General features: G+C 58.8%; 6 protein-coding genes. 1 reads left to right on the forward strand and 5 read right to left on the reverse strand.

Annotation, left to right across the window (positions count from 1 at the left end; translation table 11 throughout):
- Positions 1-210 precede the first annotated feature (210 nt).
- Positions 211-2,202, forward strand: coding sequence for a methyl-accepting chemotaxis protein (locus ACYQ2I_RS10380; RefSeq protein ID WP_460166943.1), 1,992 nt, complete (start codon positions 211-213; stop codon positions 2,200-2,202).
- Positions 2,203-2,401: 199 nt separating this feature from the next.
- Here ACYQ2I_RS10380 and ACYQ2I_RS10385 read toward each other — a convergent pair whose 3' ends face one another.
- The 5 genes from ACYQ2I_RS10385 to ACYQ2I_RS10405 form a co-directional block, all read right to left on the reverse strand.
- The gene (locus ACYQ2I_RS10385) at positions 2,402-5,542 is read right to left on the reverse strand and encodes an outer membrane protein assembly factor BamB family protein (RefSeq protein ID WP_460166944.1); all 3,141 of its coding nucleotides are present in this window, start codon (positions 5,540-5,542) and stop codon (positions 2,402-2,404) included.
- 240 nt (positions 5,543-5,782) lie between these two features.
- Positions 5,783-8,869, reverse strand: a complete 3,087-nt coding sequence (locus ACYQ2I_RS10390; protein WP_460166945.1) for an outer membrane protein assembly factor BamB family protein — start codon at positions 8,867-8,869, stop codon at positions 5,783-5,785.
- Positions 8,870-9,158: 289 nt separating this feature from the next.
- Complete coding sequence (locus ACYQ2I_RS10395; RefSeq protein WP_460166946.1) at positions 9,159-12,533, reverse strand: outer membrane protein assembly factor BamB family protein; 3,375 nt, start codon at positions 12,531-12,533, stop codon at positions 9,159-9,161.
- 233 nt (positions 12,534-12,766) lie between these two features.
- On the reverse strand, positions 12,767-14,050 hold the full coding sequence (locus ACYQ2I_RS10400) for an Iota-carrageenase A2 (protein WP_460166947.1): 1,284 nt from the start codon (positions 14,048-14,050) through the stop codon (positions 12,767-12,769).
- Positions 14,051-14,231: 181 nt separating this feature from the next.
- Positions 14,232-16,067 (reverse strand): arylsulfatase, encoded by a 1,836-nt coding sequence (locus ACYQ2I_RS10405; RefSeq protein WP_460166948.1) that lies wholly within the window; start codon positions 16,065-16,067, stop codon positions 14,232-14,234.
- Positions 16,068-16,079: the final 12 nt, after the last annotated feature.

The raw sequence follows: 16,079 nt of genomic DNA on the forward strand, positions 1-16,079 counted from the left end.
AGCCTGCTCGACACGTTTTCGTTTTGTGGGCTAGATAGTCTATAAAGCAGACTCCCCTACAGCAACACACCTACCCCCCCACCAAAACGGATTCGGCCGATTTTCCGTTATCAGCGGAATGCGAATCCGATTCCCGCAGGCCGAAATCGGCCATGAGGAGCCTGCCCACGTGAAACCGTTCAATTCGTCCCACCGATGAGGAACTGCACCATGAAGTTTTGGCGTAATCTCTCGCTACGGAACAAGCTGCTTGTCGCCTTTCTCGCTCTCGCTGCGATCGCTGTCTGCATCAGCGGGGCCGGATACTGGGGAATTCGTGATCTTGGTTCCGCAGCCGATGTTCTCGGCTCGAAGTGCCTTCCCCGAGTCGAAGCCCTGAACGCCATCGAAAAATGCGATTACAAGATCGGCGGCGCAGCAGCCCTGTTGACGAACCCCGCGCTTCCTTCAGAATCGCGCGCCGCAGCATACGAAGAACTCGCCGCAGCCCGAAAACATGCCCTGGAATCGCTGGAAACGTATCTGGCGACGTTCGACGAAACGGAACAGGGCGACTTGACTTCCCTGACCGATACCGTAAACCGGCTTGTACAAGCAGCAGAGGAGTTTGAAGAACTCGCCCGCACTGCCGACGAGTTCGGAATTGACAACCCCGTCGATTTCTACCGTCAGATGGAAGCTTTTCGCGGTGACCACCACAGTCGCCTGGCAACCGTACTGGAGGCTGTAACCAAGCACACGCCGTTCGACGGAGGCACGGATTCCCATGCCTGCCGATTCGGCAAATGGTCGGCTTCGCTCGATACCAGAAACGCTCGGCTGCAACAATTGGTCGCCGAGGCCGAGCAATCGCACGAGGCGTTTCACGCGGCCGTCGGCGCGATTCGCAAGGCATTGATCGACAAGGACTATGAAAAGGCAAATCAACTGTACTTTGAAAAGATGCAGCCCGCGGCTGAAGCGGTCTTCGCCCACCTCGATGACATGCTGACGCTGGCCCAACGTGCATCAGAGCTGACCCAGACCCGAGACAAGTTCGTCACCACGAATCTGTACCAAATCCGTGAGGAAATCAACAACGTACTGGCTCCCCGTGCCGAGGCCGATCATCTGGTGGAAACTTCGGCCATTGCCCGGGCCGATAACGCCCAAACGCAGGCCGGCCGCGTATTGTGGATCGTATCCGTCCTTGTGGTCGTCGTAGCCGTCGCTTGGGGCACTTACCAATCGAACGCGATCGCAAAGCCGGTTGTCGCCACGGCAAAGGTACTCGATGCGGTCGCCGACGGCGACTACACCGTATCGCTCGACTACGAGTCGGGCGACGAACTCGGCCGTATGTGCCGCTCTGTCAATCGCATGGTCGACGCGGTTCGCAATGCATTGCGCGATATCGCCGAAAGTGCGGAACAGTTTGCGGAAGGCTCCCGCGTGATCGCTGAAAGCTCGCAGTCGCTCGCAGCCGGATCACAAGAACAAAGCTCGGCCGTCGAGCAAATCAACGGTGCCGTGGAGAACCTCTTGAAGGTAATTGAACAGGTTCGACACGCCGCCGAAGAAGCCGCTGAGCTCGGAAACGAAACGTCGCGTCTGGCTGGCGACGGTCGTCACGCCGTCGAACAATCCAATGAGGCTATGGAATTGATCAGCCAAAGTTCGCAACAGATCGCCGAGATCATCCAGGTAATCTCGGAAATCGCCGGGCAAACCAACCTGTTGGCTCTGAATGCGGCGATCGAGGCGGCCCGCGCCGGAGAGCACGGCATGGGCTTCGCCGTCGTCGCCGACGAAGTTCGCAAGCTCGCCGAGCGGTCCAACGAGGCCGCCGGTGAAATCACAAAACTGATCAAGGAATCGACCGTCCGCGTGGAAGAAGGTCGGGATTTGAGCCTACGAACCGCGGAAGCCTTGGAACGCATCACCGAGGGGGTACAGAAGACGGCCGGACAGATCGGCGTTATTGCCGAAAACGCCGTCCGTCAGGCCGACGGCGCCCGCGAGGTTGCCGAGGCCGTCCGCAGCATCGCAGAAGTCGTCGAGCAAACGGCGGCAGGCAGCGAGGAACTGGCGTCCAGCAGCGAGGAACTCGGCGCGCAGGCATCGACCTTGCGAAACCTCGTGCGACGATTCCGATTCGGCGAAGCGACGCCGGCGGCAGAAAGCACCGAAGAGTTCGTCACCGAAGACATCCATGAGTCTTGACGCACCGTCAAGGGCGATCGAACCTAGGGGCAATTTCCACACCTGAGTCTTCAACATTCAGTTTCGGTCGCCGACGGTTCCGGCAACATCGAATGGTGACGAGACGACAACCGAGAGTCCGGGCGCCGCGTCGAATTCACACCTTGACGACGCATCTATCGCGGCGCCCGTGCTGCCGCTTCTTGAAGTAGAAGAGAACTCAACGGTCGTTTCCCAGGCAAAGCACGCTTCCGTCTTGAAGCGAGACGAATAAACGCCCACCCGCCACGGCCATCCCATCCCACACCGGTGCGGCGGGAAGGACAGCTTCGGTCACCGTCTCTCCGGTCCCCGCCGAAACGACGCGGACCCGGCCCCCCAGCCGGCCTTCATAAGCGGCTGCCATGTCGTCTGCGGGAAACGCTACCGGCGTTCCCGCCACGTACACACGATCGGCAGCCCAAACCAATGCCTTGCCGGCAATGGGCATCGACGCCGTCCAAAGTTCCTCGGCTTTGCTGAACACGCGCAACTTTCGGTCCCTGCCGCCCTGCTTGATGGTCACCGATTGGTTGACGGGGCGGTAAATTCCGGCAAAAAGCTGGTATCCGTTGACTCGGGGATCGAACGGTGCCAAACGAGCCGGCGTGTATCCTCGAACCTCGATAAATCGATCGTCGTCCAACACGAGGATATCGCCGTGCGCTGCTTGCTTTCCGGCTGTAATGTCGTAACGGATCGTCGTGTCGATCGTCCAGTACGTCCGATGATGCGGAATCGATTCCAAGAAACCCGCAGAAGGAATCAAATGGGGCGGCCGCGGCGCATCGGGCGGAAGGGGTGTCAAATCGCGTTCAAAAGCCTGATGCCGCATGTAGAGCAACTTCCCGTCGCTCGAAAGAATATCGGCCTTCAGCCCGTCGATGCCGCTGCCGTTGGATAATTGCGATGTGATGACCGGAAAACCGTTCTCGTCGTACGGCCCGTACATGCGGCGTTGATACACCGGTTCTCCCGATTCGGCTTTCACGCCGAAGACGAATACGCCGCCGTCGAGGAAGGAATTCCTACCGGCCGCAAAATAAGCGATACCGTCGACGACCAGAACGCTTCCGCACACCGGCCACGCCGACTCCACTTGTTCATAAGCGCAGATGTCGCGGTCGGGCAATGCCTTGAACCGCCAAACAAGACGGCCGTCGGCGGCGTCGAGGCAATACACCCACCCGTCGTGGGAACCGAACAGGAGTCGGCCGCGATCATACGTCGGAGGCGAGTCGACGCGCCCGCCGGTCGTGTACCGCCACAGCAACGATCCCGATCGAACATCGAACGCACATACGGCGTGGGCATCGACATCGGCCACATAGAGCCGGCCGCCGGCAATCACCGGCGCGCTCGGGCGGGTTGAAACGTTGACCTGCCATTGCGGCGTCAAAGCGACCGGGCCGGCGCTCCCCGTGCGACCGGATCGGGCCGCATCGTGCCGATAGGTCGGCCAGTCCGCGGCAGTCGCTTCGATTTCAACCGGATTTACGTCAGCCGATTCTCGTTCCAGTCGAACGTGTACGTCGACTTTCGGCACGTCGCCCGAACGCTTCACGTCGGGATCCGGTGCCACTGCGTTCATCGCATTCAGCATCACCCAATTGCAACACGAACACGCCGGCGGTCCGCAGTACAAAAGCCCGTTGGCCGGCATGTAACCGATACCACAAGTACTGCGAATCCACGGGTTCGGAAATTCCAAACCGGTCTCAAAGGCGATGAAATCACTTCCCCCGGTCTTGGTGTTGATGTAAAAGCGCTCCGTGATCCGGTTGCGGTAGCAACGGTCATGGCCCATGGGGCCGGTCATCTGCTGCTCGATCGTGCGCAGAATCTCACCACTTGCAGGATCGTGAGCTTCGGAATAGGCCGACCACACGACACCGTCGGCGAGGTACAAGTCGGCCGGCTTGTGGTGATTGAGAATCGCTTTCCCCCGCCACAAAAGCCGTCCGTCGGCCATCGAAAAGGCGCGGACTTCCTTCGAATCGGCCAAATAGGCTGCCTGCGAAGACAACACCAGTGCGACACCGGCTCCCGCAATACCGATACGATCGACCAACGTCACCGGGGCATCGGCTTGCCAAAGCTCCGCGCCGCTTTCCAGATCGACGCACACAAGGGTTTTCTCGGTCGAATAGACGACGCGCGAGCCGACTGCTCCGAGTGATCCGCCCTGGTATCCAGCCGTCTGTTTTCCCTTCAAGGTCCAAAGTGCACGCCCCGTCTCGGCATCCAGCGCCGTGATACGGCTTGTAGGACGTTCCTTCGGCGCGAGGATGGGACCGTACATTTGCGGTGGGAACGCACTTTCGCCGAGCGCGCCTCCCGATCGAATCGATTCGATGTCGGTCTGATCCCCCGTAACAACCAAGAGCATGCCCTTGTGATACACGAACTCCCGCGTTCGCTCCGTTCCCTCGAATACTTTGATCAACTTTCCGGTAGCTGCATCGAATAAAGAAAGGGGCGCATCGTAACCGGGCGTGAAATACAATTGGTCACCGATCACCACAAGTCGGCGTTGGATCTGGACGGGCATGTGCTTCGTCCGAATATTCACCGGTTGCCAATCGGGCAGCCGATGCTTCCAGAGTACGATTCCGCTAAAAGCATCCCGGGCTACCAGGTAGAACTCGCCCGGTAAAGCCGGATGCTCGGCAGGTGCACGATCTTCGACGGTGAAGATGCGCCCTTGTGCTGAAACCATGTTGGTGATCGACGGCATCGTCATGTGGGACCGCATCCACTCCGGTTCCGCGATCCATTGAAACCTTCTGGGAGGACCGACCAGCCGATCGTGCGACACCGCATTGTTGTCGGCGCCGTAATAGTGCTGGGGCCAGTCGTCCATCCCTTCCGGCCAGGGTTTGACCTTCTTTTCCCAACCGTCCGACGTCTTAATCAAGACGACGCCCAACGGTGCCGTCACGCGAAGCAGTTCATCTTCGGAAATCCCGCACGCATCTTCGACGACCAGCAAGCGAACGAGATTGTCGACGTACGGCAGTCGATTCCCTGTCAACTGCTTGACAGAAACCCGACCATAGCAGCCGGCCTGTGCGATTTGCGACCTCGCCTCCGCGATCAACTGGGGATCGGTATCGAGTCCCTGCACCGTCCAAGACTCACCGCGAGCAAGGAGCAGCGTGTTCTCCCCCCGGCCGCAACCGAGGTGCACTGCCAATCCCCCCGAAAGATTCAGAGAATCGACCACCTGATCGAGCGGTTGTGCGGCGTGAACGGTGCATGCCGCCCATCCGACAACAACAGCCAGCATCAATCTTCCCGCCACGCCACAAAACGCTCGCATGGTTCCCCTCCTCCGGGTCATGTCCCGGCAATCGCATTTCGGAAAACGCACGTGTCGATCCGTGTCGCCTTCGGACCTGAAGAGGGGCCCTTAACCTCGCGCAGCGCGTACTGCACCGCCTGGGCCCCGATCGTCCGAGATATGAATTGCCCGAAACGCGCCGAAAGCACGCCGATTCGGACGCGATATCGCGCCACCAAGCAGCGTGTTGCCGCAAACGGCCTTTTCGGGGCAATCTTGCTATTTCGCGGTCGAGTTCTCTGCCGAAAGGCAGAAAAGCCGGCCAGATTGGGAAACGTAGAAAACGCGACCTTCAGCGACGGCGATTCCATCCCACACGGGAGACTCGATCGGAAGAGAAGACACTGTATCGCCGGATTCTCGATCCAGAATCAGCAGATTTCCGTCGGTCGTTCCGGCCATGATACGGTTCCCCGTCAGTGTCAACGCGTCGACCTTCACTGAATCCTGCTCGGCGTCGAACAGGTCGCGCCGCCAGGTGGCTTTTTCGGCAAGTCGCTCACAACGCCAGGCGGTTTTACCGGTCCGGCTGTTGTTGCTTGCCTCCCAACCGGTCATCCAGCGGGTGTCGAACTCTTCTCCATGCTCAAGATCGAAATCGCGCCGATAGATAGTGCGTCGATCCTCCATTAACCCGACGAGCACGTTTTCGCGGAAGGCGACCAACGGCCGCCGCGGCGAATAGGTTTTCGTCCGCGTTTGGTTTCTCGGCCCGTACGACCAGCAATCTTGGGGCGCCCAAACAGCGCGTCCGTCGGTTTCGATTTTCGAAAACACGCGCCACAAATCGACTTGCATGTCACCGCTACGGCGATCGAACCACCAACGCGACATTGCCACACCGTCGCCTTCCTGCCGCAAGAGATCGAAGTTGTCGAATTCGAGCGCGCTCGACGTGTAGTACCCCTTCTGCGGAATCGTGTCGAGCCGCTTCTTCCAGATCGTTTGTCCCGACCGAGGATCGAATGCAACGACGAAAATACCTCCATCGGCAAACGACTGCCGCCCCGCGGCAATGTAAGCGACGTCTTCGCAAATCAACACGCTACCCGGCACGGGCCACGGCGACTCGGGCTGGGCGAATGCGACCATTCTTTCATCATGAGGCGCAATGCGCTTACGCCAAAGGGGCCTTCCATCACGCAAACGGACGCAATGCACGAATCCATCGCTGGATCCGAAAAGACAGGTCCCACCGTACAGGGTCGGCGGCGTGTCGACTCGCCCTTCGGCAAAGTATCGCCAACGCACTTGGCCCGTCGCCACGTCGAGAGCCGTTACTGCCCTGGCGTGAGGAAGCGATACGACGACCGTGCCGTCGGCCACCACCGGCGGCGAAACCGGTCCTTTCACGTAAAAATCTTCCTGCCAATCGATCGCGACCGGGCCGGAAAGAGCCGAATGCGGATTCAAATCGACCTGCCACCCTATCTTCAAATCGTCCGGAACCACCGCAGCGGTGCTTCCCGACCGAACCGCATCGTGCCGGTAGATCGGCCACTCGGTGCGCGGGTCATACGTTTCCGGTGCCGCGTCTCGTGCGGTTGCTTCCTCGCCGGTCGTCTCAACTGGAAACGTCAGCTCGTCGATCGGCCGATCGGCCGGATTGCCGCCTTCCCGCTGAGGCGCCAGGGCCGCATACCCTCGTAACATCGGCCAACACACGCAGTGCTTGGGTGTGACATAGATCAAGCCGTGAGCCGGAACCCAACCATGATCGCGGCCACAAGCCGCCTTTGTGATTCGATTGGCGTCCATTTGGCCGGTCGTCAGATCGGTAAGATTGAGTTCGCCCGAAAACAAGTATCGTGGAGTTGCAACCGGGGGAAAGCAATGCGCCAAGCCGCCGGGCATCTCAGAAAGGACCTGTCCGTCGGGGATGGACAACCCGACGATACGAATCGGCTCGCGCGTATCATCGGCCCCTCGCCCGCCCTCCAACAACCACAGGCGGTCATTGATGAACAACGGCCTCGCCTGGCGCATGTGGTTCATGCCGGGTAAGAATGCTTGGTCGCGGATGGGCGAACCATCGGCTGCCGCGATCAAATGCAAGGCATTTCCGGGACCGTGGTCGTTGAACGTGGATTCTTCGAAGGCCAGAAGACCATGGTAGTACACGGCCCGCGTAGCCCGCACGACCCACGGATAATCATCACGGCGCCAGCGCACCGTTCCCGACGCCGCATCGAGTACGACGATCTCTTGCTTTTGCCCCTTTTTCACGTCACCTTGTGCAAAGGCGACGATGCCTTCGCCCGCAACCGTAAGGCGAATTGCAGAGCCTTCGTATACCCAAAGCGTGTCGCCGGCATCGGGCCGGAACGCCCGAATTCGATTCTGCTCGACGGCAAACAACGTTCCCTGATCGAAAAGCAGATCGGTAACACTTCCGTTTTCTGCCAAGACGCGGACTACCTTCCCTGTTCGCCCATCCAACGCACACACTTTACCGTCGTCGACAACGAACACGAAATCTTCCCAACCGACCGGCGGCGTGCTTCCTTCGGCGGGACGATATCCAAATCCCCCGACTGCGGGCGACGGGCGAATCTCTCTTTCCCACAATCGCATCCCGTTGAATCCATCACGGGCGATCATACCCGCGTAATAGTTTCTTCCTCCGGCGGTTACGACATTCGCCAGCTCTCGCCAAGGTCCGGCCACCCAGCGGACGCGTCGCGGCGGCCCGACGAAGATGTCGTTGGAAACGGCATTCCCCGAAGCGGAGTGCCGTGGATGGGTCCATTCATCCATCCCCGTCGGCCACGGTTTACGGAATGCTTTCCATCCGCTTGGAACAGACGTCGCCGATGCTGTTTCCCAGCCATCGCCGACCTGCGACGGCACGAATTCTTCTTTCGCCAGCAACACGCCGTGCGGACACAACACACGTCGAATCTCGTCCATCTGGTTACGAGAGACCACCGTCCGCACAATTACGACGTTGACGAGATTCTCGGTGTACGGCAACGGATCACCGGGCGACCAACGGATCTCCGACAGCACTCCTGCAAGACCGTCGGTCAGCCGTTTCTCGAGTCTTTTCACGTCGACATCTTCAGGGGCCGTGAGCACCTCGACGACAAATCGGCCGGTTTTCGCAAGCTCTTCCAACGAGGCGTTTTCGGGATCTCCCAGTTGAACACACAGCCCCCCGGGCACGCCCATCCTTTCCACTAAGTCGGGCAACGATGGGAAATCGTCGGCGTACACCCGGCCCTCGGGCGAGATTGCGGCCCCCCAAATCGCGGCGAAGGCGCATAACAACCCCACGACCTTTCGGATGAACGACGCGCGCGGCATGATCGACCTCCTCGTAAGTTTCGCGGATAGAGAGCGAGGACGGGCTCAGGTGGGTGTGCAATCGACGATCTGCGGTTCCGACTACACACGGTACGGCGCGCAAGCATGCGGCAGGAAGAATCGCGGGAATTTCAATCGCTCAACGCACCATGAAACGCAACAGGGGTGTTGCAGATCTTCGATCGGCCCGATCACACCGTATGCAGGATACCCTGTGGCACTGGAGAGAACAACGTTTTTGAGCAAACTTCCCCGTCCGGCAGCGTCGCCGACGGAACCCGCGCATCCATCAACGGGACGACTGCACGACGGAATCGTCGGCCGACTCGATCGCTTCGCGAAACTTCGCCGGGCGCCAGGCTTCGAAGGCGTCGGTAGGATAAAGCGCCACTGAGGCAAACATCGGATAGTTACACACGCAACCGTGGCCCAGCATCGGCCCGCAGAGAACACCGTCGGCCGGAATGAAGCTGGTCGTGCACCCGGCACGCATCGAGTTCACCGGTATCGTTCGATTTCGAATCACGTCGTACAGTTCGGTCGCGGCATCTCGATAACTCAAAAGGAATGCATTTCCCAAGATACGACCGCAGGTTCGGGCCGAAGGAATCTCAATATCATCGTGGATACGTTCGCCCGTTCGAATGTCGACGAAGAATCCCATACCGCCGGTGTACTTACTGAGTGAGAGAACAAGATAATCGTCCAGAATGTTCGGCGAGTAGATACGAAGATCGAATTCCATTTCGGGGTGCTCTTTTTGCCACACGAGTTCCCCGTCGGCTGCGCGATACACAGCAATGTTATTGCCGTTGTGGGCCATGACAACGAAACGGTGTTTGTGATTGTACCCGACAAATGGTACCGGCGGTTTCATCCACGGCCTCACGCCGGCCGGATCGCTGCCCGGCCATCCTCGATACACCACTGATCGCTCCCATAAGCGTTTGCCGGAGGCAACTTCGATGGCAAAAAGCGTTCCCTGTTCGCTCGGTGCTTTCCGTGGCCGGTAAAAATCGTCGGGGGCGCAATCCAAGCCGTACAGAACACCGTCACCGACGGCGTAGGTGATATAGCCCAGCGAGCCGGGACGACGCCAAAGCAACGCTCCCGTGTGTCGATCGATTGCGATCAACTGTTTTCCGACAACCGCCGTCAGAACGTCGCCGCTCAATCGCACCTCGATCCAGGCGGGTTGTGTTCGAACCGCGACTTCTTCCCCCGTTTCCGTGACCATTCGACGCACAGGCAACGTGAAGTCCCATTTGGCAGCGTCTTTCACTTCGTCCGGAAGCGTCAACGTCGCCACGTGTTTGGCGCTCTCTACGTCGATACACCAAATCGAATCATCCAGGACGCAGTACACCCAGTCATCGGCCGCAACGATGTTGCGCTCCGTCGGCCGTCCGTAGAGCCGGTTGTCAAACAACCGCGTGCTGACGTAGGGTGTCATCGGCAACTCGACACACCACAGGTAAGCCCCCGTGTAGACGTCGACCGCATGAACGCGATTCTCAGTTATCAGAAACATCCGCCCATCTTTCACCAGCGGATAGGGATTTCTCGCGTGCTGATAGTGAGCCTCGGGAGTGAAGTAACGGTCAATGTCACCGGAGTACCATAGGACACCGAGCGGCCATTTGACGAGTCGATCTTTACCGACGAAGCTATTGTCGGCATCAGCAGACTCGTGTGTCCAATCGGCACTTCCCGGCGGCAATCCCGTACGCAACAACGTATTTGCTTCAATCCGAAAATCACTTCTTCCGTCGACACAACGACGCACAACCTCTTCTTTCAGACCGGCCAGTTCCAGCTTCCCGGTCAACGGTCTCAGCAATGAAACGGCCCTCCGTACGGTATCTTCGTGTGATCCGAACGCGTTCGGATCGTTCACGATGACCGTTTCCGCCCAATACGGAGTCACAAGTGTGTCGCGAGAAACCGGCACGACGTGAACTCGCCTTGCCGCAATCCCTCTTGCGGCCAATTCGTTTCGCGCGGCGGCCGTTGCCTGCTCGTCTCGTTCCAAGACGACCACCCGAACATTCGGCCGCGCGGCTGCCGCAATGGCGGCTTGGCCGTCGCCCCATCCCAAAACAGCCGTATACGAGGTCAACCGGCGAGCGGTCGCTTCAACGGGCAAACGGGCCGCGATGTCGCTGGTGGGGCCGCTACCGAAGCAATCGATGTCACCTTTGTCGGTCGCCACGACCAGTTTTCCGTCGGCAACGGCTACGTGCACAGGGTTTCCCTCGACCGGCGCATCCCACGAAATCTTCGGAGATTCACCCGGCGACGGAATGTCGATCAACGCGATCCGGTCCACCCCTCCGGCAATCAATCGATCCCCGGCTTTCGCCAACACGCGCAGAGGCGTTTTCAATTCCCACTTCACAGGAAATTCGACCGTGCCGATCTTTCCCCTCGGCTTCTTTCCGCTATCTACGGCATCGCCGCCTACCGACCAAGTGGGCTTCGTGAGGTCGTACGCAACGATCTTATCCATCGGCCGAAAACGAACGAACGTTCTACCTCGCAGCAGCAAATACTTGGCAGGATCGTCATATACTGCCGCGTACGCCGTATCGCAAGTGAACACCGGCTCCGAATATAAATTCTCGTAGCCGCCGTTCGCCACCAGCTCTTCGGGGCGATCGGATCGCAAGAACGGTCGGCGGGCAAGACACGCCAGAGCCGCCTCCGGTTCTTTCGCCGACCAGATCAGCGGTATGACCAGGTCGCTCAGCCCGTCGGGTCTCGGCGGCAGGTAATCCGGATGAACAGCAAACCAATTTCCGCCTTGAACCCACACGTCCTCGTTGCCGGCGACATACCATGTACCCCGCGGTGGTGTGTACTTGACGTAGAAGGAGGTGTAGGGTTCCATCTGCCCGGTTTCGCGGTCGAACCACGCAGCCAGCGTTCTGCCCGAGGATACGACCACATATTTACCGAACACGGCCGTGTAGCCCTGCGGCGGCAATGCCAGATCGTAATTCCGGCCGTGATCGCACATGCCGTCTTCTACAAGGGACAACGCTTCCGATCGCCAGAGAACCTTCCCGGTTGCGGCTTCCACAGCAACGACATAGGCGCCTTCTTCCGGCCAAATGCCGGCCCCAAAATAGATTACACCGTCGGCCAGAACAGGCGCTCCACGGGCGGGCCACCGCGACACCAGACGTCCGTTGATCAACATGCGAGCATCGGGCAATTCCTCCGGTGCACCGCGTGTCCGCCACACCAAACGTCCGTTTTGCGCATCGACACAATACAGAAAACCGTCATCCGAGACGAAATACACCCGTCCTGCATCGTAGATCGGTGCAAACCGCACCGGCCCACCGACGACTGTCCGCCAGCGCAACTCACCCGTCTCGAGGCCGACGGCCAATACCTCGTCGGATACGTTCGAGGGAACAAACACGGTGCCATCGCCGACCACGGGCGCATAAGTCACATCGGCACACATGCGATATTGATGGTCGTAGGCAGGATCCGGTGAGCCAAGAGCAACCCGCCACTGAAGCGAAAGCCGTCGCGGAAGGTTTTCGTCGGTCGCCGCCGAACGCATACCGTCGTGCCGCCATTGCGGCCAGTCCGCGGCCGACGCAGAACCGATCGAGCACACCACGATGAACAGCCATGCCCAACTTTTCATGACGGATTCCTCGCATACGTTCGGACTATGTCGGCCCTTTGAAAAATCCCAATGGCCGAACCGGCGTTGCACGTCGCATTTCCGTTCGTGACTTCTCGGACAGCAAGGTCGTTACACTGTCGCGCTATGACAACCTAGAAAATCCGCGGAGCCGCGAGGAGTTTCGGCACTCACGGCTGCACTTCTCGCTGATTACAGGATCGCTTGTCCCTTTTTCAAACCGTATGCCGCTTTCACTCCGTACTCTCGGCCTTTTCCGAGTAGTAGCCGATCTTCTCGAGATGTTTGCGATGCAGGCGACGGAATACGTCTTTCGAAACGGCGTCTTCCTCGGTAATCACCGGCTTCGTGACGTACTCAAACCCTTCTCCTGTGACGTTTTCGATTTCCACCTTGTACTTACCGGCATAGAGCACGGGCGCGATCGAAGCGCCTCGCAGTTTCCCCGGTTGATTCTCGTTCATGCGAACGTACTTGAGCAGCTCGGGATGAACGTACTTCATGCTGGTCCAACCCCGCTGCGTGTTCGTACCGAAGACGGCATGCACGTTCTTGATCGATGTTCCTTCGGCAAATGTTCCCGGTTCAGATCCCTCTCGGCTCTTTCGCTTCGAAATGAAACCGGGCGCGATTTTCACGGCAAAATCACAACTCACCGCCTCGACACCGTCCACTTTTACAACGCCGTTGTGCGTCGAATGAGGCGAGAGCAACACACATGTACCGGCATTTTCTGATTTGAGGTTTCGCCCCACCAAATCGAAAGCTCCGCCGATTTGTTTCGGGTTTTTCGGACGAACACCCGTCTCCACTCGCATGGCCACCCCGCCGCGAGTGTAGAGGTTCTCGAACAGGATGCGTTTTCCTGCGTGCACCTGCGCGAGGCCGTACCCTCCGCTGGCGTCGAAGACACTGCAGTCGCGAATCGTACCGTCGGTTGCTCCGAAAAAACCTTCTTGATCGGGCGTTGTGTCGGGCGGCCCGAGGATGATCGTGCAGAATTTCGTCCAGCATTCCTGCACGTTCATATTGCAGATGAGGAAGTTCCGCACGAGCTTGCACGACACGACCCGCAAACCCGCTTCGTGGGGCCGGAATTCGACTGTGAACCGCCCCTTCCATCCACGCAAACTGACGTTTTCCACTTGGAGGTCGTCGGTGCCGAAGTGGAACATATTGACTGCGCGACGTTCGTCAGGCGCGATGTACGGCTTCAGTACCGTATCCGCTTCGACAAAGAGGTGGACGTTCGATTTGAACACGACACCGGCAAAGGCGTAGCGTCCCTTTTTCAATACGAGCTTGCCGCCGCCTCGCGCCGACAGTTCGTCGATTGCCTTTTGCAACTTTTCGCTCTGGTCGATCGTATCATCGCTAATCAAACCATATTCACGCACCAGATCGACCGAGGGCGCATCGTCGCTCAATGTCTCTCGGTATTCGGCACGAATCGAAGATGCCGCGATCACCGCAAATAGTACTGACAACCCCAGGTAGCCATAAAAACCTTTGCGCATAGTTCACCCGTACCTTCTCACTGCAACCGAAACCACAAGATGGGTAAGGCGAGCCAAGGGCAGCTCGTCACACCCGCACACCACCAACCGCAAGAAGTCGCAAGCGGCCGATTCGTAAACAATGTGTCGTGATGACATCGACGAGGATTACCGAAGATGCGTTGTCGCTCTTCGGTTCTTACTATTGAGAATTGCGCTCGTGATTGCGGCGCACGTACACGTAGTACGCGTTTGTCAAGATTTGTCCGTCGGCATCCAATAAATCGGCGTCGACCTCGACAACACCGCTTTCCAGTTCGACCTGAAACACGGCACACGTCGCCTCGTCATCGATCTGTTGAACCCATTGCCGACTGTCGACCCGTAAAGCGACCTTCGCAATCGGTAAGGGCTTAAACTCGGCATCGTACAGCAAACCGGTCACAGGCCCGTGAGCCGTCCAGGCATCGACCTGTTTCTTCACCTCGGGCACGCCGGCGAGTGGGGCCTCGCACTCTTTGGCCCAACGCCGAACCTCGAACGTATAGCTTCCCGCACTCGCCACTTCGAGATGCCAAACACCCGCTGCGGGGGTTCCGCGGGCGATGTTGCCGTGGGAGTATCCCCCCTCCCGTAACTCCGAGAGCCCCAAGTAGATTTCATCGTCAGCTTCGGTTCCCACAATCGGCAAAGGCGGATCACGGTCTTGCGGTGTGACGCGATCCCAATAGCGCGAGAACGCTGCCTTCAGGCGAGCCACGACGTCGGGATGTTCCGCTGCCACGTCGTTTTGTTGAGCGGGATCATTCTGCATGTCGTAGAGCTTCTTCAAACCCACCAATCGCCAGCGTTGCGTCATCACGGCGCTGGCCTCGGAAGTTCTCTCGTATCGGCGCTGCCGTTCGACGACGATAACTCGATCCGGCCATTCTCGCTGTTCATTCCGAAATAGCGGGGCCAAACTCTTTCCGTCGAAGTCGATCGAACGCGGAAGCTTCAAGTGGCACAGTTCGACCAATGTCGGCAACCAATCGATGTGCGCCGTCAATGTGTCGATATCCCGCGGCACCCCTAGATCGCCCGCAGGCCAATAGACGAAGCAAGGTACCCGATGCCCTCCGTCGACCACTCCGCCTTTGGCGCCGGTCATGCCCGCATTGAATACGTCGCGCCCCATCGCCGTTCCGTTGTCGGACAGAAAGATCAGCAGCGTATCGCGATCCAGTCGTTGCTGTTCCAAAAACCGGCGCAAGCGTCCCATGTTCCAATCGAATCGCTCGATGCTGGCATAGAAACCAGCCACTTGCGGCGACAACCCGCGGTCGAGGTATTTTTTGTGAAAATCGGGACTTGGGAACGTACAGGGGCCGTGCGGCACATAGGTCGCCAAATACACAAAAAAGGGGCGGTTCCGATCGCGGTTACGGATATATTCCATCGTCGCGTCGAAGAATACGTCCGGGTTGAAGCCCGGCCGGTATTCACGCTCTCCATTGTGCCAATAGTGATCATTGACACGGTCGTTCCAGAAAAAGTCGTCACTGGTACCGACGCCTCCGTCACCGCAGCCAAGCCATTCGTCGAAGCCGCGATCCATCGGCCGGTACGGGTAATTGGCCCCCAAGTGCCACTTTCCAAACATTGCGGTTTGATACCCGTTGTGCCGGAACACCTCGGCCATCGTGACTTCGCCACGACGAAGATGATTCCCACCTTGGATCGTGTGCCACACGCCCACGTGATGCGAGTATTTCCCCGTCATCAACGCCGAACGTGTCGGCGCGCACGTCGGGTCCACATGGAAGTTCGTCAAACGAACGGAAACGTCGTGCAGCGCATCGAGATTCGGCGTGTCGATCCAGGGATTGCCGTGCGCCCCCAAATCGCCGTACCCCTGATCGTCGGACACGACAACCAACACGTTGGGGCGTGTCGATCTCGGCGCCCCTTTGGCCGTTCCGACAAATCCGGCCGTCGAACAGACAAGCAAAATGATCACCGCTCGATACGAGCGCCGATTCGACAGCTCACCGCGCATGGCATGTACCTC

It is taken from the genome of Thermostilla marina (assembly GCF_054657455.1).

Excerpts from the sequence above, each read along its gene's own strand:
- ACYQ2I_RS10390 (WP_460166945.1), bottom strand. The coding sequence starts at position 8,869 with ATGCCGCGCGCGTCGTTCATCCGAAAGGTCGTGGGGTTGTTATGCGCC.
- ACYQ2I_RS10385 (WP_460166944.1), bottom strand. The coding sequence starts at position 5,542 with ATGCGAGCGTTTTGTGGCGTGGCGGGAAGATTGATGCTGGCTGTTGTT.
- ACYQ2I_RS10405 (WP_460166948.1), bottom strand. The coding sequence starts at position 16,067 with ATGCGCGGTGAGCTGTCGAATCGGCGCTCGTATCGAGCGGTGATCATT.
- ACYQ2I_RS10380 (WP_460166943.1), top strand. The coding sequence starts at position 211 with ATGAAGTTTTGGCGTAATCTCTCGCTACGGAACAAGCTGCTTGTCGCC.
- ACYQ2I_RS10395 (WP_460166946.1), bottom strand. The coding sequence starts at position 12,533 with ATGAAAAGTTGGGCATGGCTGTTCATCGTGGTGTGCTCGATCGGTTCT.
- ACYQ2I_RS10400 (WP_460166947.1), bottom strand. The coding sequence starts at position 14,050 with ATGCGCAAAGGTTTTTATGGCTACCTGGGGTTGTCAGTACTATTTGCG.